This is a genomic window from Treponema sp. JC4 (genome assembly GCF_000260795.1).
Classification (GTDB): domain Bacteria; phylum Spirochaetota; class Spirochaetia; order Treponematales; family Treponemataceae; genus Treponema_D.
This window is the reverse complement of sequence record NZ_AJGU01000004.1, coordinates 76,057-98,664: the sequence shown is the minus strand read 5'-3', so window position 1 is coordinate 98,664 and position 22,608 is coordinate 76,057. Positions and strand designations below refer to the sequence as shown.

Genomic DNA, 22,608 nt, shown 5'->3' with positions numbered 1-22,608 from the left:
ATAATCAGAATATGAAAAAATCTATAGGATTTCTTGCCCTTCTTATTCTTATTATTCCTCTTTTTGCTCAGAATAAAGTTCCGGACGGCTTTAAGGATATTCATCTTGGCATGACCCTTGATGAAACAAAAGATGCCCTTATGAAAGATACAGATTTTGGCTATCACGGAGACCGCGATGTTTCTCTTCTTCCCGGCGAAAACAGAGTTTTAATAGAAACAGACGCAGAACGAGGCCTTGGCTCCAATTTTCTTACCCGCTGCTGGTTTCAGTTTTCAAAAGATTCACTTTATATAATTACAATCAATATGAACCGGGAACGCATGGATTATTACAGCGTTTTTACTACTTTAAAAGAAAAATACGGCGAACCGGATAACATTAATCCACAGATGGCAACCTGGAAATCTGATGCCGTTACAATGACTCTTGAAAAACCTCTTACTCTTAAATATATTGACAATGAAGTTTTTAAAAGCCTTCAGACAAACTCTAATATTCTGCCTTCTGGAAGAGAAATTTCACAGCAGATGTTTCTGGATAAATTATGATTAAAAAAAGTTTTCTTTATAAAACAGCAGCCGCTTTATTTTTTTTCTGCACCATCAGTCTTCCAGCCTTTTCAAAATCCTTAAAAAAAGCTGATATAAAGATAAACCTTCAGGACGGCACAAGCATAAACTGTAACTGTGAACTTGCCGTAAAACCCGAAGAACGCAACTACGGCTTTATGAACAGAAAAAACATTCCCGATGGAACAGGAATGCTTTTTATATTTGAGCAGGAACAGATTTTATCCTTTTGGATGAAGAACACCCCTCATCCGCTTTCAATTGCTTTTATTGATTCCCGCGGAAAAATCCGCAACCTTTACGACATGAAACCCTTCAGCCTTTCTTCCATCTCAAGTACAGTTTCATGCCGCTATGCACTGGAAGTACCGCAGGGCTGGTTTGCTAAAAACAATATCAAGACCGGCGATACAATCTCTTTAGATTTCTAAACTTATCTTCATTCCTGCTCAAGTTTCAAAAGTTCAGCAGCCGCAATTCTGTCATTTGAATCATATTCAAGTACAGTTGAAAAATACTTGCGGGCTTCTTCCTTATTACCCTGAGCCAGAGCAAGATAACCTAAATTAGAAATAATCTTTGTACTTTCAGGTTCAATAGCCATTGCCTTAAAAAGAGCATCCTTTGCAGCATCAAAATCTTTTTCCTGAACATAACAGAGAGAAAGCTCGTTATAAGTATCAGAATTTGAATCTCCACCACATTTCAATGCTTCCAGGAAAGCCATTCTAGCATCGCTGTAACGTTCAAGACGGCGAAGACCCCAGCCCAGCATAAACCAGGCATTCCATACCTTAGGATTATTCTGTAAGAAGCGTCTTATTTCTTCAAGACCTTTTTCTTCCTGTCCCTTGGAAATAAAATCATAGGCAGCACGGAAAGCTTCATCATCCATATTCTGATTTTTAATATTATCAAGGATTTCCTGAGCACGCTCTTTTTTGTAGATTCCGTTTTCGCCAAGGTCTTCATCTTTTATATCACAGGTAAGGGCAAGGTAAGTTTCAAAGGCATCCTTAGCTTCGCGGTATTTATGCTGCTTCATGTAATAAAAGCCTGCATTAAAGAAAGCATCCGGAAGAGGAGGTTCGGCATTCATTGCATTTGCGTAATATTCACCGGCATCGTTATCATAAGCATCGGCATCATCATTTAATCCCGAATTACGGTATGAGTCAGCACGCTGATCAAGAAAGAGGGCAAGATTAAGAATAATAGCAGGATCTTCAGGATCAAGACCATTCAGTGCCAGGAAGATTTCTTCAGCAAGATCAAAATCTTCATTCTTTGTTTTAAGGATAGCTGCCTCACAAAGTTCTTTTTTAATGTTTGGCTTTACCTTTTTAATGATACTTCGATAGTAATCCAGGTGTTCATTCTTTTTGTCATATGCAAGAAGTGTAAGAATACCGGCAAGTATTTGCTCTGTTGTAATTTCTGAAGGATTAAAACTTCCCGGAGCCTCATCAGGCTTTTTCTGAACAGGAAGCTGAATTTTTGTGTCAATTTTAAAAGCTTCATCAGAAGCAACAAAATTTTCTGGAATACTTATATAAAATACAGATTCCAAAGGATTAGAGGGATTCATAAATTTTCCTTACTAGATAGATTTGTCTAATAAAAATACTTATTTTACAAAGAAAGGTCAAATTTATTTCGAAATATCTGTCGCATTTTCAATTGCAGATTCAAGCTGATCATCAAGCTTATTCTTAAAACTTTCAGCCTTTTCTTCTGCTGCGCTCTTTATAAACTCGTGACCTTCAGTATCGATAATTTCATCGGAACCTTCAGATGCCTTTGGCTCAGAACCTTCAGCTTTTTCTTCTTTAGGAACTTCTGCCGCTGGACTTTCACCTGCACTTGCTTCACTTGCAGCCGGACTTTCCCCTTCTGCGCCCTGTGTCTGAGGTTCAGCCGGTTTTTCACCCTCTGCAGCAGCTTCAGCCTGCTCTTCACCCTGAGGATTTTGTGCTGCCTTGGCAGCAGCGACCTTAGCAAGAATCGCGTTCTTTTCTTCCTCTTTTTCAGCCGCCATATTTTCGGCAATTTTCTTTTCGCGTGCAGCCTTAGCTTCTTCTGCCTTCTTAGCCTCTTCCTCAGCAGCTTTAGCAGCAGCCTCAGCATTTTTCATCTGATTTTCGATGATCTTCTTCTGGTAAGAAGTAATATATCGGTTTATATGGAATTTATAGCTCATAGGAATTTCATTTGCATTAAACTGAATGTTTACAATTGAAATATCCTTGCGTCCTTCCATAAAGACAGCATTTACAATAGAGCCGTTAAGAGCAACCTGCTCGTTAGTATCAGAGAAAAGCAGCCTGAGCTGAACAAGTTTATCCTGAAGGAATTTCGGAATACCAAGAAGCATAACCCTTGCACCGCCAAAAGAAACGTCTTTTAAGATACAGCGTCTAGGAACATTGGCAATAAAAATTACCGATTCTTCTTTTAAAATTCCCAATTCACGCATTGAATTCTTATTAATTGCAATGCGCTCTTCCTTACGGATATTAAAGTTTTCGTTAACTTCAACAAATTCACCTACACGGGCAATCAAATCATCAGGCGGACGCTGAGTAAAGCTTAAATTTACAATCGCAAGTTCATTCGAACCCTGATAAGGCTTTACTTCCGCTACAGTACAGTTAACAAAGAAAAATATTGGTGCCCCGTCCTCATCTATAAAACAAAAACGAAGGCTGACAGGAGTTTCTTTTTTCTTATTGATTTCAACATAGGCTCCGCTTGAAGTTCCAACTATTACCTTTGCCATCTGTAAAGATGTAGAATTGATAATACAAGGCCATTGACCGCCATTACACTTAAGATAAATCTGGCGCGGATCCATTCGCAAAAAGTTCAGATTAGCTTTTGTGAAAACAACTTCTTTATCGCGAAAATAATCATAATATCTAGAAATCTTGGTAGTATTCTCAATGCCCATATATCACTTAATTTTAACCCATGCTTACAAATCAGGCAAGAATTTTATATAAAAACTTACGCTCTAAAATCAGACTCCAAAAGTCTTCAAATGCTTTCTTGCATAGAGCGAAGCCTTGTAAACTTCGGTGATATCCTTGATAAAGATTTTTCCTTCAATAATTTTAAAGCGCTTGTCATTTAAGAATTCTGAAATACCGACAGATGTTTTTCTTTCATCCATTCCGCACATTGTTGCAAGTTCTTTTACAGTAAAATCTGTCTGTTTCTGTTTTGAACCAAGAGTATTAAAATCGGTTCTCTGTTTTTCAAGCTGAAGACTTAAAATATCTATCATTTTTTCAAGCGGATTCTGTATATTTGCATTATCAAGCTGACGGTACATAGACCAGAGACGTTCACCAAGAGTTGTTGTAAGGCGTGAAATCAACTGAGGCTGAGTGCTTACCATTGTATTAAAGTTATGACGGTTTACAACCATAAGAGTACAGTCAGTTTTTGCAATAGCACTTGCAGAACGAGGTTTGTTTTCCAAAAGTGCCATCTCACCAAACATATCCCCTTTATCAAGAACTGCAAGTACAACTTCATTACCGTTTACAATTTTAGTGATAGAAACCTGACCACCCTGAATAATAAACATTTCAGCACCAGGAGCAGACTCAGAGAAAATCATAGTATCTGCAGGATAATTTCTTGTCATATCTGATGTCGGTTCAAAATATACAGCATGAGATTTAGGCTTCAAAAGCTTAAATTTATTCTGAGCCGGAATTAAATTAGGCCCTGTAGGACGGGTTTTCAGATACTGATAATAGCCGAACACAGCCACATCATATTTGAGCATTTTTTCATAATACTGCGCAATATGATAAATATGCTCATTATCATCATTTTCAACTTTATTTAAGGTTTTTTTTGTAAGCTGCTCATTCATCTGGCGCATTCGTGCAGCAAAAGTTTTAATAATTTTCAGAGCAACCGGAGTGTTGTTTACAATCAGATCTGAATATTGACTTCGCTGAACAGAAATAGCAATTACATCAGTTTCTGCAATTATTGTTTCAATCTGAGGACGATTTGCAAAACAGGAAACAACACCCAAAAAGTCTCCTGCTCCCAGACGAGTTTTTACACCATTTGCACCCTTCTGACAGCATACAGTACCACTCTGAATAATATAAAAATGATCAGAATTTTCTTTTCCTTCAACAATTATGTATGCCCCTGCCTGGAATCTGTTAACCTGTAAATGTAACAAAACCGTACCCCTGACTTTTAAAATAAAAACTTATATATATTATACCTTTAAAACGGTGCTTTTGCGAGTATTTTGTACTCTGTTTTTTCTGATTTACTATTTATATTTAAAATAAAAAAAATCCGTCCCCATCATAAAGGACGGATTTGCGTAAGCTAAGAATAATTACTCTGCCGATTCAGCAGGTGCTTCTGCAGACTCTTCAGCTGGTTTAGCTTTGCGAGCTTCTACTTTAGCCTTATTCTTCAAATTAGCGTTACAGAATTTACAGATTTTCACTGTCTTGCCATCAATGTCTTTTTCGTAAAGAACTTTAATATCTGTTTTTCCACAGATAGCACAAGTTCCTCTTCCTTTAGCTGGCAATGTTCGAATACCTGCTCCGCGGTGGTTCTTTGACATATCTAACTCCTAAATTAATGAGCTTCAGCTTACTCAGCTTTTGGCTCTTCTTTTTTAGCTGCAGCTTTTTTAGCAGGAGCTTTTTTTGCCTTTGCTTCACCGTCAGCTTCAGATTTTGCCTTAGCTGATTTTTTAGCTTTAGAAGCATCTGAATCAGCAGCTTTTTTAGCTTTCTTCTCTTCTTTAGTTTCTTTAGCTTCTGTATCGAGCTTGTAGTCAACTAATTCAAGAATTACAACATCAGCAGCGTCACCCTGGCGGAAACCGAGTTTAAGAACACGTGTATAACCACCGTTGCGCTCTTTCATGCGTGGACCAATTTCTGTAAAAAGTTTATTCAAGATTTTTTCATCCTGAATGAACTTTGCTACTTCACGACGATTATGAACTGAATCTACTTTTGCTCTTGTGATGAGCTTTTCAGCTGACTTTCTTACTTCAAGAGCCTTAGATTTAGTTGTAGTAATTCTCTCATATCTGAAGAGAGAAGTTACCATATTTCTTGACATAGCACGGCGGTGTGCTGTTGTTCGTGAAAGCGGATTAAAACCATTTCTATGATTCATCGTTTTCTTCCTTCTGCTTCTTTACATTAGCAGCATTCTTAAGATGACTGTAATCTGTCATTCCAAGAGTCAAATTCCATTCCTGGAGTTTTTCAATAATTTCCTGGAGTGATTTTTTACCAAAGTTTCTAGTCTTGGCAATGTCATCTTCTGTCTTACGAGTCAATTCACCAATTGTACGGATATTTTCTTTTCTCAAACAATTTGATGAACGTACGGAAAGTTCAAGTTCCTCAACCGGAGTGTTCAAAAGTTTCTGAATGCTTTCATCACCTTCGTCACCCTCATCAGATCCGATTACATCTTTATCATTGAAGTTTACGAAAATTGCAAAGTGATCTTTAGCAATCTTTGCAGCTTCAGCCAAAGCGTCCTCAGGATTGATAGTTCCATCTGTCCAGATTTCAAGAACCAGTTTATCGTAGTCATTGCGCTGACCAACGCGGCATGGTTCAATAGAATACTTTACTTTTGGAACTGGAGTAAAAATTGCATCCATCGGGATTGTACCAACAATTTCGATGTAATGTTCATTTGTCTCGGCAGGAACATATCCTCTTCCCAAATCAACCTGAATTTCAAGATCCAAGTGAGCGCCTTCCATCATTGTGAAAACAGTTGTGCCTTCAGTCATGATTTCAAGCTGACCTTCTTTTGCAAAATCTTCACTCTTTACAACGCCAGGTCCTTTGAATTCGTAGTTGATTGTGTCTTGTTCAACATCATTTGGCAAACGAAGACGAATCATTTTCAAGGTATTGATAATTTCGAGAGTATCCTCAGAAACGTGTGGAATTGCTTCGAATTCGCTTGAAATTACGTGAGAAATTCCATTCTCATCATAAGTTGTAATACGAATAGAAGTAATAGCATAACCCTGAATTGACGAAAGCAATACACGGCGAAGTGTATTACCTACTGTTGTACCAAACCCTGTCTCAAAAGGATATGCGGTAAACTTACCGTAATTTGGATTTGTACTGATGTGTTCAAATGAAATGCCTTTAGGCTTTTTAAAACCTTTAAGCAAATTTTTGCGAGCCATCCGAACTCCTTACCTAAGTGAATAATTACTCAATATTTGCAATCTTTCATAAGAAAAATTGCAAATAAACCTACATACGGCGTGTCTTTCTTGGACGACATCCGTTATGAGGAATTGGAGTAACATCCGAGATTGATTTTACTTTTAATCCCAAGGCACCAAGGCAACGGATAGCGTTTTCACGACCCATTCCTGGACCTTTTACATATACGTGAACTTCACGCAAACCATAACTTGCTGCTTTCTGTACTGCAGTTTCACAAACAGACTGAGCGGCAAATGGAGTTGATTTTTTAGCTCCACGGAAACCAAGTCCGCCTGAAGATGCCCAAGAAAGAGCATTTCCCTTCAAGTCAGTTACAGTTACGATAGTGTTATTGAACGTAGCCTGGATATAAATATTTCCTTCGAATACGCTCTTCTTTTCCTTTCGCTTTTTAACGGTAGCCATTATTTATCCTCGTTCCTATGCTTTCTTCTTATTAGCAACAGTCTTCTTCTTACCCTTACGAGTACGAGCGTTAGTTCTAGTGCGCTGACCACGTACTGGCAAGCCTCTCTTATGACGAAGACCACGATAGCATCCAATATCCATAAGACGCTTCAAATTAAGACCGATTTCAGAACGAAGACGACCTTCTACCTTATAGTCTCTATCAATAACTTCACGAATTTTACCAATCTCTTCCTGAGTCAGGTCATTAGCCATCTTCATTGGATCAAGTTTAGCTTCTTCGCAAATTTTTGCTGCCGCTGAACGGCCGATACCGTAAATGTAAGTCAATGCGGTACCTAAATGTTTGTTAGGGATATCTACACCCGCGATTCGAGCCATCTGTTACTCCTTAGCCCTGTCTCTGCTTATGTTTTGGATTATCACAAATGATACGGATGATACCGTTTCTTTTGATAACCTTACATTTATCACAGATAGGTTTTACACTGGTTCGTACTTTCATATAAAAGCCCCCATGAGAATATTTTTACCGAATCTTAAGCACCTCGCAATGAGAGCAATTCGGTAAAAGATAATATATCACATATTCCCATTTCTGTTCTACTAGGAATTCACGAAATTTTTAAAAGTTTATTATAAATCTTTTAGAGACTTCGTGATCTGATTTTGCCCTTTTTAGTAAGACCTTCGTGATGATGCATCTTCAAAAGAGCTTCAACCTGACTCATTGTATCAAGATCAACACCAACCATAATGATCAATGAAGTTCCACCCATAAGCATTGAAATTGACTGTGGGAATCCGAACAAGTGCTGAATCACTGTAGGGATAATAGCAATCAATGCAAGGAACAATGAACCTGGCAATACAAGTCTATTCAATATTTTTGTAAGATATTCTTCGGTTTTGTCGGTACGAACACCCGGAATAGATCCGCCATTTTCTCGAATATTTTTTGCAATTTCTGTAGGGTTCAGTGTTACCTGAGTGTAGAAGTATGCAAAGAAAATGATAAGAATAACTAACAAAACATTATACCAAACACCATTTGGAGTCAAAATGCGTGAAAGTGTACCAACCCACTTAGCAGCGTTCTGGCTCTGTGCGAATGTTGATGCAAGTGTTAATGGAAGAGTAAGAATAGAAGAAGCGAAGATCAAAGGAATTACGTTTGAAGGGTTTACTTTAAACGGAATGTAAGTTGTCTGTCCGCCGTACATTTTGCGTCCTACAACGCGTTTTGCATAGTGAACAGGAATCTTTCTCTGACCTGATTCTTCGTAAATTACCAAACCAATAATAGCAACAAACATGATAAGAACAAGGATGACAAATACAAGCTGAATCTCGTTGTTTGAAACCTTCTGTCCTAACTCAACAATTGCGTTAGGAAGGCGGGCAACGATACCAGCAAAGATCATCATTGAAATACCATTTCCAATACCACGAGCTGTAATCTGGTCTCCCAGCCAAACAGTAACCATAGAACCTGTTGTAACAGTCAGCATTGCAAGCAATTTGAATGCAAGCTGATTGTCCAGCATGATACATCCAGGGATACTGTTTGCATAAACAGTAACACCGAAAGACTGAATCAAACATACGATGATTGTTCCAAAGCGTGTGTAAGACGCAATCTTTCGCTGTCCACCATCCTCTTGAGAGATGCGTTTAAGAGATGGGAAAATAATCACAGCAAGCTGCATGATAATCTGCATAGAAATATAAGGCATTACACCAAGCATGAAGATAGAGAAGTTAGAGAAAGCTCCTCCAACAAAGAAGTCCATATAGCTTGCGAATGCATTTTTATTCTGTGATGCAAGGTCGTCAAAGTACTTAATAAGAACATTTGCGTCAATTCCTGGAATTGTAAGAACGCTTCCAAGTCTGAACACTGCCAGAATAAGCAATGTAAAGAACAAACGATCTCTAAGCTCTTTAACTCTAAACATATTTACGATTGGATTGCTTGCCATGTTTTAACTCCGCTTCTACTTGTTGCTTTCAGCAGCGTCATCAGTAACTTTTACTGAACCGCCAGCCTTTTCAATTTTAGCCTTTGCTGATGCAGAAGCTTTGTTTGCTTCAACTGTAAGTTTCTTTGTAATGTCGCCATTACCAAGAATCTTAATCAAAGCTTTTTCAGATGCTTTCTTAGAAACAAATCCCTTTGCAACCAAAGATTCTTTGTTTACTGTTTCACCATCATTGAATTTAGCTTCGAGCTGATCAAGATTAATGCAAACATATTCTTTCTTGAAAGGATAGTTTGAGAAACCTTTGTGAGCAATACGTCTGTAAAGAGGCATCTGTCCACCTTCGAAACCAACGTATGGTACGCTAGTTCCTGTACGTGACTGCTGACCTTTGTTACCTTTACCAGCTGTTGTACCGAGTCCTGAAGAAGAACCACGACCAACGCGCTTAGGTTTTTTATTAGCACCCTGAGGAGCGCTAAGAATTGGATTATATTCTGCCATTTTAGATCTCCTCAACTTTAACTAAATGAGATACAGCAGCAACCATACCTTTTACAGCATCTGTAGCCTCAAGAGTATTAGAAGAATGAATCTTCTTAAGACCAAGGCTTCTTACAGTTGCTTTTTTCTCTGGTTTCTGACCAATTACGCTTTTAATTAATGTAACTTTAATCTGTGCCATACATTAACCCCACAACTCGTCAAGAGTTTTACCTCTGTTAGCAGCAACTTTCTTTGCATCCATAATGTTTACGATTGCATCAAAAGTAGCGCGAACTACGTTTACAGCAGAGCTTGAACCGAGTGATTTAGAAATCAAGTCAGTTGCACCTGCAGCATCCATAATTGCACGAACAGTACCACCAGCGATAAGTCCAGTTCCGGAACAAGCTGGTTTCAACAAAACTGAAGAACTCTTGTATTTACCAAGAACTTCGTGTGGCAAAGTACCATTCTTAAGAGGGAGTACAACAAGGTTACGTTTAGCCTTATCGATACTCTTCTTGATTGCTTCAGATACGTCATTAGCTTTACCAAGTCCGTATCCTACACGACCTTTCTGATCACCAACAATTGTAAGAGCAGAGAAAGACATACGGCGTCCACCCTTTACAGTCTTACAAGTTCTGTTGAGAGTTACGAGTTTTTCTACAAACTCTTTCTCTTTTGGATCTTTATCAAATTTTTTCTGATGTTCTTCCATTTCAAACTCCTAGAATTCAATTCCGGCTTTACGAGCGCCATCAGCGAGTGCTTTTACAACACCATGGTAAAGATATCCGTTACGATCAAAAACGATCTTAGTAATCTTCTTTTCCTTAAGACGAGCTCCAATAGCTTCACCGAGCTTTGCAGCACCTTCAGTGTTAGGCTTAAGTGCAGCAAATTCTTTTTCCAAAGTAGAAATAGAAGCTAAAGTTTTACCTTCATCGTCGTCGATAACCTGAACAGAAATATTCTTGTTGCTGCGAGTAACAGTCATTCTTGGTCTGTCTGCAGATCCGCGAAGAGTCTTGCGGATGTGAATCTTTCTGTGCAAGCGTTTTCTGTCTTTATCGTTCAGTTTCTTAAACATATAGCTTCACCTTATTTTACACCAGTCTTACCAACCTTGCGGCGGATAACTTCGTTGTCGTAGCGGATACCTTTTCCTTTGTAAGGTTCAGGTTTGCGCAACTTACGAATCTGAGAGCTGAATTCACCAACCAACTGTTTATCAATACCAGTAATAGTTACTTTTCCATCTGGAGTTGTAGCAACTGTTACACCGTTAGGAATGATAACAATATAGTCACTTGAATATCCAAGGTTCATAACAAGTTCTTTACCTTTAACTTCTGCACGATAACCTACACCAGTGATTACCAGTGTCTTTGTAAAGCCTTCAGAAACACCTTTTACCATGTTGTTAAGAAGACTTCTGTAAAGACCGTGATCAGCACCAGCCTGTTTTGTATCGTTCAAAGTTGTAAGAACAGCCTCGTTTGACTGAACATCAATTTTAATGTTGCTTGAGAATGGCTGCTTAAGTTCACCTTTAGGACCTTTTACAGTCATTACGTTGTTAGCAACAGTTACTGTTACACCTGCTGGAATAGCAACAGGAAGTTTACCTACTTTAGACATCTCTTCCCCCTATTACCAGATTGTGCAAACTAATTCACCACCAACCATCTTTTCAGCAGCTTTCTTACCAGTTGTTACACCAGAAGAAGTTGAAACGATGATTGTACCATATCCGTTGAATACACGTGGCAAATCTTTATAACCAGAATAAACACGGCGACCTGGTGTAGAAATTTTCTTAACACCGTGGATTACCGGATTATTCTCATCATCATACTTCAAGAAAATGCGGAGAGTATTTTTTCCGTCTTCCTGAACCTTTTTGAAGTTTTTAATATAACCTTCAGTTTTCAGAATCTTCACGATTTCGAGCTTCAGCTTAGAGGCTGGAACATCTACTTTCTCGTGGCGGGCAACAGCCGCATTCCGAACCTTTGTAAGCATGTCTGCTACTGGATCTGATGCACTCATTTTATCCCCCTACCAACTAGATTTTGTAACGCCAGGAAGCTGACCTTCACTTGCTAATTTACGGAAGCAAAGACGACACATCTTAAACTTGCGCAAATATCCACGTGGACGACCGCAAATCTGACAGCGATTGTATTCGCGTGTAGAATATTTCTGTTTGCGGGCTGCTTTAATAATCATTGATTTCTTTGCCATACTTCACCTACTTTCTGAACGGCATGTTGAACTTGGTAAGCAAAGATTTTGCTTCAGCGTCTGTCTTTGCGCTAGTTACTACAGTAATATTCATACCAGCAATTTTTACGATTTTATCGAAATCAATTTCTGGGAAAATAATCTGCTCTGTAATACCAAGAGAGAAATTTCCATGACCATCGAAACCAGTAGCTTTAATTCCACGGAAGTCTTTTACACGTGGGAGAGCAACGTTGATAAGGCGGTCAAGGAACTCATACATGATGTTTCCACGCAATGTTACCATTGCACCAACTTCATTACCCTCACGAAGTTTAAAGTTAGCAATACTCTTCTTAGCTCTAGTTTTTACAGCTTTCTGACCAGTGATAGCAGTCAAGTCAGTAACTGCGGCATCAAGGAGTTTCTTATTTGTGAGAGCTTCACCAACACCCATACTTACAACAACTTTTTTGATTGCAGGAATCTGCATCGGAGTTGTGTAGCTGAACTCTTTTACAAGAGCCGGTGCGATTTCGTCTTTATAGACTTTCTTAAGCCGAGGTACGTAATTTGCCATTACAAGATATCTCCACATTTACGGCAAACACGAACTTTCTTGTCGCCGTCGATTTTGTAACCAATTCTAACTGGTTTACCGCATTTTTTACATACGATTCCAACGTTAGAAATATTAAGAGGAGCCTCAACCTCAGCGATACCGCCCTGGTCCTGCTGACTTCTCTTTTTCATTGCCTTTTTAACAATGTTTACACCAGATACTATTACTGCTTCTTTTTTAAGGTTTACGCGAACAACTTCTCCGCGTTTTCCCTTATCTTTTCCAGCAAGTACTTCTACTGTATCGCCTTTACGGATTTTTGATTTAACTAACATCTCATTTTCTCCTTAAAGAACCTCTGGAGCGAGTGAAATGATCTTCATAAAGTCCATATCACGAAGCTCGCGAGCTACAGGTCCAAAAATACGTTTTCCTTTAGGGTTCTTGCTGTCGTCAACGATAACGCAAGCGTTATCATCAAAACGAATGTAAGTTCCATCAGGGCGGCGGTATTCCTTAGCCTGGCGTACAATTACAGCCTTTTCAATAGCACCCTTTTTGATTGTAGATGTAGGAATAGCATCTTTAATAGCTACTACTACGATGTCGCCGATACCAGCGTATCTGCGGTGTGAACCACCGATAACTTTGATACACTGAGCAATTTTTGCTCCAGAGTTATCAGCAACTGTCATACAAGATTGCATCTGAATCATAATTCATTAACTCCTTAGCTTATTTTGCTCTTTCAACAACTTCTTCGAGACGCCAGCACTTGTTTTTGCTGAGCGGTCTGCATTCTACAATACGAACAGTATCGCCTACATGTGCATCATTTGTTTCATCATGAGCCATGTATTTCTTTGATCTAGTAACATATTTCTTGTAAAGACGATCCATCTTTTTTGTTGTAACTGTTACAACAATGGTTTTATCCATTTTTTCACTTGTAACAAGCCCAGTAAAAGATCTTTTTGCAGCCTTTACAGTCTGAACAGTATTTTCTGCCACGGTTCAGCTCCTATTTATTCTCGCCAGCAATTTCTTTCTGGCGAATAAATGTGTTCAAACGTGCAATTTCACGACGAATTGTACGTTTCTGCAACGGGTTATCTACATGAGATACTACCATCTTGAAACGGAGATCCATGTATTCTCTCTTAAGCTCATCACGTTTAGCAACTAGTTCTTTATAAGACAGTTCTTTGTCATTCTTTTTCTTTGAATCAGCCATCTTATTTCCTCCTAGTCTTTTGTTGGCTTATAAGCGATTTTTGTAATAACTGGAAGTTTATCACTTGCAAGTTCCAAAGCTCTGTGAGCAACTTCAAGATCAACACCACCAATTTCAAACAAAATCATACCAGGTTTGATAACAGCTGCCCAATGATCTGGAGCACCTTTACCCTTACCCATACGAACTTCAGCAGGCTTCTTTGTAATAGGCTTGTCTGGGAAAATACGAATCCAAACATTACCTTTACGTTCAAGCTTACGGTTGATAGCAACACGGGCAGCCTCGATTACACGAGCATCAAGCCATGTTGGTTCCATTGCTACGAGAGCAATGTCGCCGAAGTCGATTGTATTATCACGTGTAGCGTTGCCCTTTTCGCGGCCACGCTGTACCTTACGGTGAATAACTCTTTTAGGACTCAGTGGCATAACTAACTCCTTGCCTTTTTAGGTTCTGCACCTTCAGCTTTGTCAGCAGCAGGACGATTGCGTCTTGGCTTCTTTACAAGCTGACCGGCATCTTCGTTGCGTTCAATACCATAGTTCATTCCGTTATAAACCCATACTTTTACACCGATTTTACCGTATGTAGTAAGAGCTGCGAATGTTCCATAGTCGATATCAGCACGAAGTGTGTGAAGAGGTACACGTCCTTCCTTGTGTTCTTCTGTACGGCTCATATCAGCACCGCCAAGACGACCACTTACACGAACTTTAATACCCTGTGCACCTGCACGCATTGCATTACTTACAGCCTGTTTCATAGCCTTGCGGAATGAACCACGGCCAGAAAGCTGGCGACCGATGTTCTGAGCAATCAAAGATGCGTTCAAATCAGCACGTTTAATTTCCTTAATCTTGATCTGAACTTTCTTTGTAAGCTGTTTCTGGATGTCAGCGCTAATCTTTTCGATTGAAGCACCTTTTACACCAATAATAACACCAGGACGAGCTGTATGAATTACGATTGTAACGCGCTGTGGATGGCGTACAATTTCAATTTCAGCAATATCAGCATTTTTACATTCTGGAAGTTCTGAAACCAATTTACGGATTTTGATATCTTCCAAAACTAAATCTGCATATTCACGTGGATCTGCATACCAGCGTGACTGCCATGTTTTGTTTACGCCCAAGCGCAAACCAATTGGATTTACTTTCTGTCCCACTTTATTCCCCCGCCTTTTCGTCAACGACAACGGTAATATGGCACATACGTTTCAAAAGCTGATCAGCACGTCCACGAGCACGGAACCAAACTCTCTTAAGTCTTGGACCTTCGTCGATTCTGATTTCTTTTACGTAAAGCATATCTTCATCTAACTTGCTATTCAAATTAAGTGCGTTTGAAGCAGCTGACTTCAAAGTAGCGCTGATCAAAGCTGCACCTTTCTGTGGCATATTAGCAAGAATTGCCATAGCTTCCGAATAGGACTTCTGTTTAATTACATTAGCAACTGGGCGAACCTTTGTTGGTGATGCAATAAGGAATTTTGTAGTGGCTACATAACCTTTTTTCTCAGCCATAATATCCACCTATTATTTGCCTTTTCCGGCAGATTTATCTGAACCACCATGGCCGTGATAAGTACGAGTTGGTGCAAATTCACCAAGTTTGTGACCTACCAGGTTTTCTGTAACGTATACAGGAATCCATGATTTACCATTATAAACAGAGATAGTATTACCTACCATTTCTGGGATGATTGTTGAGCAGCGAGAATATGTTTTAATCATTTTTCTGTCTGCTTCTTTATTCATAGCCTGAACCTTTTTGTAAAGTGATTTCTCTACGAAAGGTCCTTTTTTAACAGATCTTGACACGATTATCTCCTCGCCTACTTCTTCTTACGACGGCTAACAATGAAATTGCTAGATGTCTTACGTTTGTTGCGTGTCTGGTAACCTTTACAAGGCTGTCCCCAAGGAGTAACTGGGTTACGACCTTTACCGGCACCTTCACCACCACCAAGCGGATGATCATGAGGGTTCATAGCCATACCGCGAACAGTAGGTCTGATACCCAACCAACGTCTGTGACCAGCTTTTCCAAGCTTAACATTCATGTGTTCTTCGTTTCCTACAACACCGACTGTAGCATAGCAGCGTCCGTTGATTTTTCTCATTTCACCAGAAGGCAAACGAACGATAACATAGTCACCTTCACTACCAGAAATCTGAGCAGAAGCACCAGCTGAGCGAACAAGCTGTCCACCAGCACCAAGTGTCAACTCGATGTTATGAATAGTGAAACCAACTGGAATTGCTTTCAGAGGAAGAGCATTTCCAACTGTAGGAGTTGCATTTTCGCCAGACATGATTTTCTGTCCAACCTGCAATCCTTTTGGAGCGATGATATAACGTTTATCACCGTCAGCATAATAAATCAAAGCGATGTTAGCACTTCTGTTTGGATCGTATTCAATTGCTTTTACGGTTCCTGGGATGCCGTGCTTATCACGCTTAAAATCTATATCACGATAAAGTCTTTTGTGACCGCCACCCTGGTGACGTACAGAGATACGTCCTCCAGCTCCACGACCAGCATGTGACTTACGTTTTGACACCAATGATTTTTCGGGTCTTGCTGATGTCAATTCATCACGACACAAGTCTACACGTCCACGTGTACCAGGTGTCATTGGCTTAAATACTTTAAGAGCCATTTTTGTTCCCCTTAGTTACAACTTGGAATTAAACACCTTCAAAAGCGCTGATTGTTTCACCGTCTGCAAGACGAACAATAGCCTTCTTGTAAGATGCTGTTCTTCCCGGCTTACCGCGAAGACGTTTCATTTTTCCAAGCACATTCATAGTTGTGCAGCCAATTACCTTTACTTTGAACAAGTCAGCAACAGCAGCTTTAATCTGTGTTTTTGTTGCATCTGGGTGCACTACAAATACATATTTATTCTGTTCACGTAAAGTGCTTGCCTTTTCAGATACTACAGGCTTAATAAGGATATCTGTATAAGTCATTATTTAGCCTCCTTATCATCAGCGTAGAAGTCAGAAAGATTTTTTACAGCGCTTTCAAGAGCGATGATCTTTCTTCCGTAGAACAAGTCGTGAGCGTTGAGACGGTTGTAAGACAAGAATGTAAGATTTTTAATATTTCTTGCAGCCTGTTTTACTTTTGCATCGTCATCTTTAAGAATCAAAACTGTTCTTTCATCTTTAGCAAAGTTCTTAAGGATTGCAACCAAGTCCTTTGTTTTACCGCTTTCAACTGTAAAGTCTTCTACGATAGTAAGTCTGTCACCCTGAGCGTGTGAGCTCAAGATTGTCTTCATAGCAAGTCTCTTTTCCTTTTTAGGAATTGAGTAACTGAAGTCGCGTGGTTTTGGTCCAAAAATTGTACCACCACCTACAGTGATAGGAGATTTCTTATCACCACGACGAGCATTACCTGTACCTTTCTGGTTATAAGGCTTTGCGTTACTTCCATGAACTTCTGCACGAGTTTTAGTACAAGCTGTACCAACACGTTTATTTGCTAATTCATTTGTGATTGCGTAATAAATTACGTCGTCATTTACTGGAAGACCGAATACTTTATCATCAAGTGTGATTGTACGCAGTTCTTTTCCAGAAGTTGAATAGACTTTCTTTTCCATATCTTATTCCCCTTATTTCTTAACTGCGGACTTTACGATGAGAGTACAGTCTTTGTTTCCCGGAACAGCTCCGCGAACCATAATTACTTTAAGTTCAGGATCTACTTTAACAATTTTCAAGTTCTGAACAGTAATTTTTTTGAATCCCATATGTCCAGGAAGTTTGATGTTTTTAAAGCTGTGTCCTGGAGTAGTACATTCTCCAGTTCCACCTGGCTCACGATGGAATTTAGAACCGTGTGTTGCACGTCCACCATGGAAGCCCCATCTCTTCATTACACCCTGGAAACCTTTTCCTTTTGAAGTAGCAGTTACGTCTAAGAAGCGACTTCCTTCAAAAAGTTCAAGACCAATTTCATCACCAACATTTACTTCTTTTTCGAAGTTGCGGAACTCTTTCAAGTGGCGCTTAGGGTTGATGTTTTCTGGGAATTGACCGGCATATGCTTTGTTTGCTTTAGAAGCTTTTACATCTTCCAAACCAAGAACAACTGCATCATAACCGCAATTTTCCTTTGTTTTCTTGGCAACGACAACATTTGGCTCGACCTGGATCACGGTTACTGGTGTCAGATTTCCGCTTTCGTCGAAAACTTGAGTCATGCCAATTTTCTTAGCAATCAGACCTTTCATTCTGATATCTCCTGTTAGAACAACTGATTCTGGATAACCAAACCATTGTTCTATTGATTTAATTTCGGCCGTCATCCCTGATCCAAAGGGATCGCACCGTGTAACCTAAACTGGTTACTTAATTTCACTACTGTGTGATAACTACGTCAACACCGGCAGGAAGTTCAAGTTTCATCAAAGAATCCATAACGTCCTGAGATGGATTCATGATATCAATAAGGCGTTTGTGTGTACGCATTTCGAACTGCTCACGAGACTTTTTGTTTACGTGAGGTGAACGCAATACAGTAAACTTATTGATACGTGTAGGAAGAGGGATAGGGCCTGAAACCTTTGCTCCCGCCTTCTGAACAGTCTGCACGATGGCTTTAGCACTCTGATCGATTAACTCTACGTCAAATGCGCGAAGTCTAACTCGAATCTTTCCATTAGCCATTTTCAAATACTCCTTTTCACAACAAAGGAACCGGAGAACCAGCCCCTTTGTTTGAAAAAATTAAAAACTATTCAATAATTTTTACAACCTGTCCAGAAGCGATTGTGTGACCGCCTTCACGGATAGCAAGTTTAAGACCTTCGTCCATAGCGATTGGGTGGATAAGGTTACCGATAACTTTTACGTTGTCACCTGGTTTAACCATATCTGTACCAGCTTCGAGTTCTACAGTACCAGTGATATCTGTTGTACGGAAGTAGAACTGTGGGCGATATCCAGAGAAGAATGGAGAGTGACGTCCACCTTCTTCCTTTGAAAGAACGTAAAGCTGAGCTTCGAACTTTGTGTGTGGAGTGATGCTGTTTGGCTTTGCCAAAACCTGTCCACGAACAACGTCTTTCTTCTCAACACCACGGAGAAGGATACCAACGTTATCACCAGCCATACCCTGATCAAGAGTCTTCTGGAACATTTCGATACCTGTTACAGTTGTATCAGCTGTTGGGCGGATACCTACGATCTGTACTGGGTCGTTCATGTTTACAACACCACGTTCGATCTTACCTGTTACTACAGTACCACGACCAGAAATTGTGAAGATGTCTTCGATTGGCATCAAGAATGGTTTATCAGAATCACGAACTGGATCATCGAACCATGTATCCATAGCCTGAAGAAGTTCTTCGATACAAGCTGTATCTTCAGCTGTAGCGCCTTCCTGGAGAGCTTTGAAAGCTGAACCCTTAATGATTGGTGTGTCAGCAGAGAAGCCATAAGACTGAAGAGTGTCTTTTACTTCTTCAACAACCAATTCAAGAAGATCAGGATCGTCAACCAAGTCAACTTTGTTCAAGAATACGATAATCTTTGGTACACCTACCTGACGAGCAAGCAACAAGTGCTCTTTTGTCTGAGGCATAACTGAGTCTGGAGCAGATACTACGAGGATAGAACCATCCATCTGAGCAGCACCAGTAATCATGTTTTTAATGTAGTCAGCATGTCCCGGACAGTCGATGTGTGCGTAGTGACGTTTGTCTGACTGATACTCAAGGTGACGAGTATTGATTGTGATACCACGCTCTTTTTCCTCTGGAGCGTTATCAATTTCATCATACTTAAGTTTCTTATCACCATACTTATTAGCACAGTATGTAGTGATAGCTGCAGAAAGTGTTGTCTTACCATGGTCTACGTGACCAATAGTACCAACGTTCATGTGAGGTTTGGTTCTTTCGAACTTCTCCTTTGCCATGTTTTTCTCCTTGCCGGTACAAACGCCGGCATACTTATTTTTTATGTGCCGCACTTTAAGCCAGAACGAAAAACCTCCGATACGCGGAAGCCTTCATTCGCAGACACAATGTTTGAAAGATTATATAAATGATAGATAGGAATCGGATAGGAAGAAGATTCAGTTCATTATCTATTCAATGAACCGCAACCCGGTAACCACCATCATTATCATCTCTTCAACTGACAACTGGTTTGGTATATTCGAGTTTTAGTCGTTAGCGACTTAGTCAGAAACCCAAACAAATTGTCTATATCTTTATTACCAACGGTAACAAATTACAAATTTAGGGCCGTGCAACCTGAAAACCACAAAAGGATGTGATTAGCTTTACGGACACACCAGATAACATTTTTACTTAATTATTTTTAATGTTTCTGCCTGACTCTCAAAGAACCCTTCGGCATGCATAAAAAGCCGAACATTTGAAAATATACAGTTTTTAAAAAAAATGTTCAACCCTTTATGAAAAAATTCCGTCCTTTGCGACAAATTACAAGGATTTCAAATAGATAAAAAAAATGGGGACTTCAGTTTCCCGAAGTCCCCATCTCTTAAGCCGCCATCAGGCAGCCAGGTCTACCAGCGGTAGTGAGCAAAAGCTTTGTTTGCTTCTGCCATTTTATGTACATCTTCACGCTTCTTGAATGCTGTACCAGTGTTGTTGTAAGCATCCAAAAGTTCAGCAGAAAGTGTATCAGCCATTCCGTGACCATTGCGGTTGCGGGCTGCATCGATGATCCAGCGCATAGCCAATGCTTCGCGGCGGCTCTCTCTGATTTCCATTGGAACCTGATATGTAGCACCACCAACACGGCGAGATTTAACTTCAACCATTGGTTTTACATTCTCAAGAGCTTTCAAAAGAACTTCGAGAGGATCTTTCTCTGTTTTAGCCTTAAGTTTGTCCATTGCATCATAAATTACTTTCTGGCAAGTAGCTTTTTTACCATCAAGCATCATACGGCAAACAAACTTAGAAATTACTTTAGAATTATATTTAACATCCGGCATCAATGGACGTTCGATTGATTTCTTATGTCTTCCCATCTTAGTCCTCCATTAAGCCTTAGGTTTCTTAGCACCGTATTTAGAACGACCACGTTTGCGATCTTCTACGCCAAGAGTATCTTTTGTACCACGAATGATATGGTAGCGTACACCAGGAAGGTCCTTAACACGACCACCGCGTACCAATACAACTGAGTGTTCCTGCAAGTTATGACCAATACCAGGAATGTATGCAGTAACTTCAATACCATTGCTCAAACGAACACGAGCAATCTTTCTAAGAGCCGAGTTTGGCTTTTTAGGTGTCATAGTCATTACACGTGTACAAACACCACGTTTCTGCGGACAAGAATCAAGTGCGGGAGCTTTGGTTCTGTTAGCTGCAGACTTACGACCCTGACGGATTAACTGATTAATTGTAGGCATCGCCTAATCTCCTATATTTACTCCGGTCAGCACCCCGGAAAGAATTCAAAACTAAAGTTTGATAGGTTTAAAGAGTATATAAAATTCAAAAAATGAATTCAACTGAATTTCCTTATGAATTTGCTGAATTTTCAATAAATTTCAACATTTTTCTTCTATATATTAGATAATTCAGGCGAGCAAACATTTTTAATCAATGGTTTTAGCCTTTCGTTAATACGAAAGGCAGGCGACCCGAAACCAAATTGTTATTTTTAGATAAATCCCAGGCGGGTCGCCGTTACTAGTCGCAACTCCGGCTTCGCTGCCGCTCAGTCGGCTTCACGCCGACCAGGCCCTGCGTTTCTCCCGCCGGTGAAAACTTACGCCGGAAGACACCCCCACCAGATAAGAGCCCCCCCCTACCGCAATATTCCCTGCAAAAGTTTAATCTATCTTTTTTATTGTGCTATAATACATTGGAGCACTTGGTAAAGAAAAATGAAAAAAATAATTTCCATCATTATATTTATTTTACTTACTATAAACGCATTTTGTTTTGACTTTGATAAGGATAATTTTTCTGTTGAACTAGATCTGGAAACTGCTTTATTTGTTTATGAAAATAAAATATATATTCTAGGATGGGACGGGAAATTATGGTCAGATGACAGGCCTGAGAAAATTATAAATGAATACGGTTATCCCGTCTTAAACATTAAGGAAAATCCTTATTATGGTAGATTTATAAAAAAATCACATGGAACATTCTTACTGGATTTTAATGAAGACATTTTTTCTGTAGAATTCTTTGATAACGATAATAATCGTAAAGAATTAATAGACATATATAAAGAGAACGATTGTATAAAATCAATAAAAGCTTCATCTGAACTTACAGAAATAATAAAAAACAATAAGACCGTCTATTCAGTTGAAAATGTTTTGACAGTCGCAAAAGAAAAAGAATCAGATTATTGCTTCAGAACCATTGGTATGCCATGGGTTCCTGATATTAAGTATGACAAAACTCCATATATTGATTTTGAATTAACTTATGAACACAGTTCTATTCATATTTTACCAGGCTTCATAGATTTTTCCCGCCAACATTTATGGAAACAAAATGCAAGACCAAAAACAATTGAAATTATTGATTTAAGCAATTCTGAATCATTAGGAAAATTTACGATTGAAGACAAGATAAAGTTCACAAGCATACAATTAGGCAAGAACGTTACAAAAGTAAGAATTAAATTTCTGGATTTCTATCCGGGAAGTAAATATCAGGATCCATGTGTAGCTGCGATTTATTTTGGAACAGATAAATGGCCTGCTAGCTATAATTATGGAAAAAAAGTATTTGAAAAAGATGGTTATTTCATCAAAATATTAGAACAGCAAGAATAACAGCTGCAATTCTCAAAGTTCATCTAATTTTTACAGCCGCAAAAAAAAAATGCCCTCA

The 22,608-nt window shown here is 39.3% G+C and carries 37 protein-coding genes; 3 read left to right on the top strand and 34 right to left on the bottom strand.

Translation table 11 applies throughout. The annotated features are described in order from the left end of the window. Nucleotides 1–11: 11 nt before the first annotated feature. Together MSI_RS03715 and MSI_RS03710 are read left to right on the top strand one after the other, a co-directional pair. A complete protein-coding gene (locus MSI_RS03715; RefSeq protein WP_009103865.1) occupies nucleotides 12–551 on the top strand; it encodes a hypothetical protein in 540 nt (179 codons plus the stop codon). Next, nucleotides 548–1,003 (top strand): DUF192 domain-containing protein, encoded by a 456-nt coding sequence (locus tag MSI_RS03710; RefSeq protein WP_009103862.1) that lies wholly within the window; start codon nucleotides 548–550, stop codon nucleotides 1,001–1,003. The genes MSI_RS03715 and MSI_RS03710 overlap by 4 nt, the downstream gene beginning before the upstream one ends. An 8-nt stretch (nucleotides 1,004–1,011) precedes the next feature. Here MSI_RS03710 and MSI_RS03705 read toward each other — a convergent pair whose 3' ends face one another. From MSI_RS03705 to rpsL, 34 genes are all read right to left on the bottom strand, one after another. Then, nucleotides 1,012–2,160: a tetratricopeptide repeat protein gene (locus MSI_RS03705; protein ID WP_009103860.1), complete on the bottom strand. Its 1,149-nt coding sequence runs from the start codon at nucleotides 2,158–2,160 to the stop codon at nucleotides 1,012–1,014. A 63-nt stretch (nucleotides 2,161–2,223) separates the two neighbouring features. Then, complete coding sequence (locus MSI_RS03700) at nucleotides 2,224–3,522, bottom strand: PilZ domain-containing protein (protein ID WP_009103858.1); 1,299 nt, start codon at nucleotides 3,520–3,522, stop codon at nucleotides 2,224–2,226. A gap of 69 nt (nucleotides 3,523–3,591) precedes the next feature. Continuing rightward, nucleotides 3,592–4,782 carry a Crp/Fnr family transcriptional regulator gene (locus MSI_RS03695; RefSeq protein WP_009103856.1) on the bottom strand — a complete coding sequence of 397 codons (1,191 nt, stop codon included), beginning with the start codon at nucleotides 4,780–4,782 and terminating at the stop codon, nucleotides 3,592–3,594. Between the two features lie 165 nt (nucleotides 4,783–4,947). Continuing rightward, nucleotides 4,948–5,184: a hypothetical protein gene (locus MSI_RS03690; RefSeq protein WP_009103854.1), complete on the bottom strand. Its 237-nt coding sequence runs from the start codon at nucleotides 5,182–5,184 to the stop codon at nucleotides 4,948–4,950. A gap of 29 nt (nucleotides 5,185–5,213) precedes the next feature. Beyond that, entirely contained in the window at nucleotides 5,214–5,750 is a 537-nt protein-coding gene (gene rplQ, locus MSI_RS03685; RefSeq protein WP_009103852.1) for a 50S ribosomal protein L17, read from the bottom strand. Beyond that, nucleotides 5,740–6,795 carry a DNA-directed RNA polymerase subunit alpha gene (locus tag MSI_RS03680; RefSeq protein WP_009103850.1) on the bottom strand — a complete coding sequence of 352 codons (1,056 nt, stop codon included), beginning with the start codon at nucleotides 6,793–6,795 and terminating at the stop codon, nucleotides 5,740–5,742. The genes rplQ and MSI_RS03680 overlap by 11 nt, the downstream gene beginning before the upstream one ends. Before the next feature lie 70 nt (nucleotides 6,796–6,865). Then, nucleotides 6,866–7,246 carry a 30S ribosomal protein S11 gene (gene rpsK, locus MSI_RS03675; RefSeq protein WP_009103848.1) on the bottom strand — a complete coding sequence of 127 codons (381 nt, stop codon included), beginning with the start codon at nucleotides 7,244–7,246 and terminating at the stop codon, nucleotides 6,866–6,868. Between the two features lie 15 nt (nucleotides 7,247–7,261). Further along, the gene (gene rpsM, locus MSI_RS03670) at nucleotides 7,262–7,630 is read right to left on the bottom strand and encodes a 30S ribosomal protein S13 (RefSeq protein WP_009103846.1); all 369 of its coding nucleotides are present in this window, start codon (nucleotides 7,628–7,630) and stop codon (nucleotides 7,262–7,264) included. Between the two features lie 10 nt (nucleotides 7,631–7,640). After that, nucleotides 7,641–7,754, bottom strand: coding sequence for a 50S ribosomal protein L36 (gene rpmJ / locus MSI_RS14275; RefSeq protein WP_009103844.1), 114 nt, complete (start codon nucleotides 7,752–7,754; stop codon nucleotides 7,641–7,643). Nucleotides 7,755–7,896: 142 nt separating this feature from the next. Continuing rightward, nucleotides 7,897–9,231, bottom strand: a complete 1,335-nt coding sequence (gene secY / locus MSI_RS03665) for a preprotein translocase subunit SecY (RefSeq protein ID WP_009103842.1) — start codon at nucleotides 9,229–9,231, stop codon at nucleotides 7,897–7,899. A 15-nt stretch (nucleotides 9,232–9,246) separates the two neighbouring features. After that, on the bottom strand, nucleotides 9,247–9,735 hold the full coding sequence (gene rplO, locus MSI_RS03660) for a 50S ribosomal protein L15 (protein WP_009103840.1): 489 nt from the start codon (nucleotides 9,733–9,735) through the stop codon (nucleotides 9,247–9,249). Between the two features lies 1 nt (nucleotide 9,736). After that, nucleotides 9,737–9,916 (bottom strand): 50S ribosomal protein L30, encoded by a 180-nt coding sequence (gene rpmD / locus MSI_RS03655; protein WP_009103837.1) that lies wholly within the window; start codon nucleotides 9,914–9,916, stop codon nucleotides 9,737–9,739. A gap of 3 nt (nucleotides 9,917–9,919) precedes the next feature. Beyond that, the gene (rpsE, locus tag MSI_RS03650) at nucleotides 9,920–10,438 is read right to left on the bottom strand and encodes a 30S ribosomal protein S5 (RefSeq protein ID WP_009103835.1); all 519 of its coding nucleotides are present in this window, start codon (nucleotides 10,436–10,438) and stop codon (nucleotides 9,920–9,922) included. Nucleotides 10,439–10,447: 9 nt separating this feature from the next. Next, a complete protein-coding gene (rplR, locus tag MSI_RS03645; protein ID WP_009103833.1) occupies nucleotides 10,448–10,810 on the bottom strand; it encodes a 50S ribosomal protein L18 in 363 nt (120 codons plus the stop codon). Nucleotides 10,811–10,821: 11 nt separating this feature from the next. After that, nucleotides 10,822–11,361 carry a 50S ribosomal protein L6 gene (gene rplF, locus MSI_RS03640; RefSeq protein ID WP_009103831.1) on the bottom strand — a complete coding sequence of 180 codons (540 nt, stop codon included), beginning with the start codon at nucleotides 11,359–11,361 and terminating at the stop codon, nucleotides 10,822–10,824. Nucleotides 11,362–11,373: 12 nt separating this feature from the next. Continuing rightward, on the bottom strand, nucleotides 11,374–11,772 hold the full coding sequence (gene rpsH / locus MSI_RS03635; RefSeq protein WP_009103829.1) for a 30S ribosomal protein S8: 399 nt from the start codon (nucleotides 11,770–11,772) through the stop codon (nucleotides 11,374–11,376). A gap of 9 nt (nucleotides 11,773–11,781) precedes the next feature. Beyond that, nucleotides 11,782–11,967: a type Z 30S ribosomal protein S14 gene (locus MSI_RS03630; RefSeq protein WP_009103827.1), complete on the bottom strand. Its 186-nt coding sequence runs from the start codon at nucleotides 11,965–11,967 to the stop codon at nucleotides 11,782–11,784. A gap of 7 nt (nucleotides 11,968–11,974) precedes the next feature. Beyond that, nucleotides 11,975–12,526 (bottom strand): 50S ribosomal protein L5, encoded by a 552-nt coding sequence (gene rplE / locus MSI_RS03625; RefSeq protein ID WP_009103824.1) that lies wholly within the window; start codon nucleotides 12,524–12,526, stop codon nucleotides 11,975–11,977. Next, complete coding sequence (gene rplX, locus MSI_RS03620) at nucleotides 12,526–12,843, bottom strand: 50S ribosomal protein L24 (protein ID WP_009103822.1); 318 nt, start codon at nucleotides 12,841–12,843, stop codon at nucleotides 12,526–12,528. The genes rplE and rplX overlap by 1 nt, the downstream gene beginning before the upstream one ends. A gap of 12 nt (nucleotides 12,844–12,855) precedes the next feature. After that, nucleotides 12,856–13,224 carry a 50S ribosomal protein L14 gene (gene rplN, locus MSI_RS03615; RefSeq protein WP_009103819.1) on the bottom strand — a complete coding sequence of 123 codons (369 nt, stop codon included), beginning with the start codon at nucleotides 13,222–13,224 and terminating at the stop codon, nucleotides 12,856–12,858. Nucleotides 13,225–13,243: 19 nt separating this feature from the next. Then, complete coding sequence (gene rpsQ, locus MSI_RS03610) at nucleotides 13,244–13,519, bottom strand: 30S ribosomal protein S17 (RefSeq protein ID WP_009103817.1); 276 nt, start codon at nucleotides 13,517–13,519, stop codon at nucleotides 13,244–13,246. Between the two features lie 10 nt (nucleotides 13,520–13,529). Next, the gene (rpmC, locus tag MSI_RS03605) at nucleotides 13,530–13,742 is read right to left on the bottom strand and encodes a 50S ribosomal protein L29 (RefSeq protein WP_009103815.1); all 213 of its coding nucleotides are present in this window, start codon (nucleotides 13,740–13,742) and stop codon (nucleotides 13,530–13,532) included. 11 nt (nucleotides 13,743–13,753) lie between these two features. Beyond that, nucleotides 13,754–14,173: a 50S ribosomal protein L16 gene (rplP, locus tag MSI_RS03600; RefSeq protein WP_009103813.1), complete on the bottom strand. Its 420-nt coding sequence runs from the start codon at nucleotides 14,171–14,173 to the stop codon at nucleotides 13,754–13,756. A 2-nt stretch (nucleotides 14,174–14,175) separates the two neighbouring features. After that, on the bottom strand, nucleotides 14,176–14,913 hold the full coding sequence (gene rpsC / locus MSI_RS03595) for a 30S ribosomal protein S3 (RefSeq protein ID WP_009103811.1): 738 nt from the start codon (nucleotides 14,911–14,913) through the stop codon (nucleotides 14,176–14,178). A 1-nt stretch (nucleotide 14,914) separates the two neighbouring features. Beyond that, a complete protein-coding gene (gene rplV, locus MSI_RS03590) occupies nucleotides 14,915–15,271 on the bottom strand; it encodes a 50S ribosomal protein L22 (RefSeq protein ID WP_009103809.1) in 357 nt (118 codons plus the stop codon). A 12-nt stretch (nucleotides 15,272–15,283) separates the two neighbouring features. Then, nucleotides 15,284–15,568: a 30S ribosomal protein S19 gene (rpsS, locus tag MSI_RS03585; RefSeq protein WP_009103807.1), complete on the bottom strand. Its 285-nt coding sequence runs from the start codon at nucleotides 15,566–15,568 to the stop codon at nucleotides 15,284–15,286. A 14-nt stretch (nucleotides 15,569–15,582) separates the two neighbouring features. Then, nucleotides 15,583–16,410: a 50S ribosomal protein L2 gene (gene rplB, locus MSI_RS03580; protein WP_009103805.1), complete on the bottom strand. Its 828-nt coding sequence runs from the start codon at nucleotides 16,408–16,410 to the stop codon at nucleotides 15,583–15,585. Nucleotides 16,411–16,438: 28 nt separating this feature from the next. Next, nucleotides 16,439–16,723 (bottom strand): 50S ribosomal protein L23, encoded by a 285-nt coding sequence (locus MSI_RS03575; protein WP_009103803.1) that lies wholly within the window; start codon nucleotides 16,721–16,723, stop codon nucleotides 16,439–16,441. Continuing rightward, nucleotides 16,723–17,361 (bottom strand): 50S ribosomal protein L4, encoded by a 639-nt coding sequence (gene rplD, locus MSI_RS03570; RefSeq protein ID WP_009103801.1) that lies wholly within the window; start codon nucleotides 17,359–17,361, stop codon nucleotides 16,723–16,725. Before rplD ends, MSI_RS03575 begins: the two co-directional genes overlap by 1 nt. A gap of 12 nt (nucleotides 17,362–17,373) precedes the next feature. Next, nucleotides 17,374–17,994 carry a 50S ribosomal protein L3 gene (gene rplC / locus MSI_RS03565; RefSeq protein ID WP_009103799.1) on the bottom strand — a complete coding sequence of 207 codons (621 nt, stop codon included), beginning with the start codon at nucleotides 17,992–17,994 and terminating at the stop codon, nucleotides 17,374–17,376. A gap of 127 nt (nucleotides 17,995–18,121) precedes the next feature. Next, nucleotides 18,122–18,430 carry a 30S ribosomal protein S10 gene (rpsJ, locus tag MSI_RS03560; RefSeq protein ID WP_009103797.1) on the bottom strand — a complete coding sequence of 103 codons (309 nt, stop codon included), beginning with the start codon at nucleotides 18,428–18,430 and terminating at the stop codon, nucleotides 18,122–18,124. A gap of 67 nt (nucleotides 18,431–18,497) precedes the next feature. Further along, entirely contained in the window at nucleotides 18,498–19,685 is a 1,188-nt protein-coding gene (gene tuf, locus MSI_RS03555; protein ID WP_009103795.1) for an elongation factor Tu, read from the bottom strand. Between the two features lie 618 nt (nucleotides 19,686–20,303). After that, on the bottom strand, nucleotides 20,304–20,774 hold the full coding sequence (gene rpsG, locus MSI_RS03550; RefSeq protein ID WP_009103793.1) for a 30S ribosomal protein S7: 471 nt from the start codon (nucleotides 20,772–20,774) through the stop codon (nucleotides 20,304–20,306). A 12-nt stretch (nucleotides 20,775–20,786) separates the two neighbouring features. Further along, nucleotides 20,787–21,161: a 30S ribosomal protein S12 gene (rpsL, locus tag MSI_RS03545; protein ID WP_009103791.1), complete on the bottom strand. Its 375-nt coding sequence runs from the start codon at nucleotides 21,159–21,161 to the stop codon at nucleotides 20,787–20,789. 480 nt (nucleotides 21,162–21,641) lie between these two features. On the opposite strand from rpsL, the gene MSI_RS03540 reads away from it, so the two are divergent. Beyond that, entirely contained in the window at nucleotides 21,642–22,550 is a 909-nt protein-coding gene (locus MSI_RS03540; RefSeq protein WP_009103789.1) for a hypothetical protein, read from the top strand. Nucleotides 22,551–22,608: the final 58 nt, after the last annotated feature.